The following is a 2,654-nucleotide window of genomic DNA, read 5'->3' as shown; positions in this document are numbered from 1 at the left end:
GGGGCGGTAACTACTGGATTGGTCGTATCATCAATCGTGATCGTTTGTACATCCGTACCTACATTCACACATTCATCGGTTACCGTGAAGGTCCGGGTAATCACGATTGGGCAGGTGCCGGCTTGCGTATCTACATAAGTCGTAGTGTAGTTACAAGCTTCCGTGATAGTTAGACCATAAGCACCTTCCTGACCGGTGATGTCAACTGGTGTTTCTGAGTAGTCCGCTAACCCACCAGCAATATCGCAAGCCTCAATTGTATCATCGTCTGGGGCCGTGACTACCGGATTAGTGGTATCATCGATCGTGATCGTTTGTACGTCCGTACCCACATTCAAACACTCATCGGTTACCGTGAAGGTCCGCGTAATCACGATTGGGCAGGTGCCGGCCTGGGTATCAACATAAGTTGTGGTGTAGTTACAGGCCTCTGTGATCGTCAGACCATATGCCCCTTCCTGGCCGGTAATGTCAACTGGTGTTTCTGAGTAATCAGCTAGTCCACCAGCTATATCACAAGCTTCGATTGTATCATCATCCGGGGCCGTAACTACCGGATTAGTCGTATCATCAATGGTGATGGTTTGTACATCCGTTCCAACATTCAGACACTCATCGGTTACCGTGAAGGTCCGCGTGATGACGATTGGACAGGTGCCAGCTTGGGTATCTACATAGGTTGTAGTATAATTACAAGCTTCCGTAATAGTTAAGCCATACGCACCTTCCTGACCGGTAATGTCCACTAGAGTCTCAGAATAATCAGCCAGTCCTCCAGCAATATCACAAGCTTCAATCGTATCATCATCCGGGGCAGTCACTACTGGGTTAGTCGTATCATCGATCGTGATCGTTTGTACATCGGTGCCTACATTCAAACACTCATCGGTTACCGTGAAGGTCCGCGTAATTACGATTGGGCAGGTACCCGCTTGCGTATCCACGTAAGTTGTCGTGTAGTTACAAGCTTCCGTGATGGTTAGACCATACGCACCTTCCTGACCGGTAATGTCTACTGGCGTTTCAGAATAATCAGCTAATCCACCGGCAATATCGCAAGCTTCAATCGTATCATCATCCGGTGCCGTAACTACCGGGTTGGTCGTATCATCAATTGTGATCGTCTGTACATCGGTTCCTACATTCAGACACTCATCGGTTACCGTGAAGGTCCGCGTAATTACGATCGGGCAGGTGCCGGCCTGGGTATCTACATAAGTGGTGGTGTAATTACAGGCTTCCGTGATGGTTAGACCGTAAGCCCCTTCCTGACCGGTAATGTCGACTGGCGTTTCGGAGTAATCAGCTAATCCACCGGCAATATCGCACGCCTCAATCGTATCATCATCCGGTGCCGTAACTACTGGATTAGTCGTATCATCAATCGTGATCGTTTGCGTATCGGTGCCCTGGTTAAGACATTCATCAATGGCCGTGAACGTCCGCGTGATCACTACCGGACAGGTGCCGGTTTGCGTATCTACATAAGTCAGGGTATAATTACAATCTTCGGTAACCGTAACGCCGTAAGCAGCTTCCTGACCCGTAATATCTACCGGCGCCTCAGAATAATCAGCAAGTCCCGTAGCTACATCACAAGCCTCAATCGTATCATCGCCCGGGGCAGTTACCACCGGATCGGTCGTATCATCAATCGTGATCGTTTGCACATCCGTACCTACATTCAAACACTCATCAGTGACCGTAAAGGTCCGTGTAATTACGATTGGGCAGGTGCCCGCTTGGGTGTCTACATAAGTTGTCGTGTAGTTACAAGCCTCAGTAATCGTCAAACCATATGCTCCTTCCTGACCGGTGATGTCCACTGGAGTCTCTGAGTAATCAGCTAGTCCTCCAGCGATATCACAAGCTTCAATCGTATCATCATCGGGAGCCGTGACTACCGGATTAGTCGTATCATCAATGGTGATGGTTTGTACATCCGTTCCAACATTCAGACACTCATCGGTTACCGTGAAGGTCCGTGTAATGACGATCGGACAGGTGCCCGCTTGCGTATCTACGTAAGTTGTCGTGTAGTTACAAGCTTCCGTGATAGTCAAACCGTAAGCGCCTTCCTGACCGGTAATGTCAACTGGTGTTTCGGAGTAATCCGCTAATCCGCCAGCAATATCACACGCTTCAATTGTATCATCATCCGGAGCGGTTACTACCGGAGCGGTGGTATCATCGATCGTGATCGTTTGTACATCGGTACCCACATTCAGACACTCATCGGTTACCGTGAAGGTCCGCGTAATGACGATTGGACAGGTGCCCGCTTGCGTATCTACGTAAGTTGTCGTGTAGTTACAAGCTTCCGTGATAGTCAAACCGTAAGCGCCTTCCTGACCGGTAATGTCAACTGGTGTTTCTGAGTAGTCCGCTAATCCGCCAGCTATATCACAAGCTTCAATTGTATCATCATCCGGAGCGGTTACCACCGGATCGGTCGTATCATCAATCGTGATCGTTTGCACATCCGTACCTACATTCAAACACTCATCAGTGACCGTAAAGGTCCGTGTAATTACGATTGGACAGGTACCGGACTGGGTATCTACATAAGTAGTGGTGTAGTTACAGGCTTCCGTCACCGTCAGACCGTATGCTCCTTCCTGACCGGTAATGTCTACTGGAGTTTCAGAGTAATC

General features: G+C 49.0%; 1 pseudogene. It reads right to left on the bottom strand.

Annotated features, from left to right (window positions below):
- Window positions 1-2,654: pseudogene (locus CRP01_RS42685) on the bottom strand (hypothetical protein); the annotation flags it as partial.

Origin of the sequence: Flavilitoribacter nigricans DSM 23189 = NBRC 102662 (genome assembly GCF_002646595.1) — a bacterium.
In the GTDB taxonomy this organism is placed as follows: Bacteria; Bacteroidota; Bacteroidia; order Chitinophagales; family Saprospiraceae; genus Flavilitoribacter; species Flavilitoribacter nigricans.
This window is presented reverse-complemented; position numbering and strand designations above follow the sequence as displayed.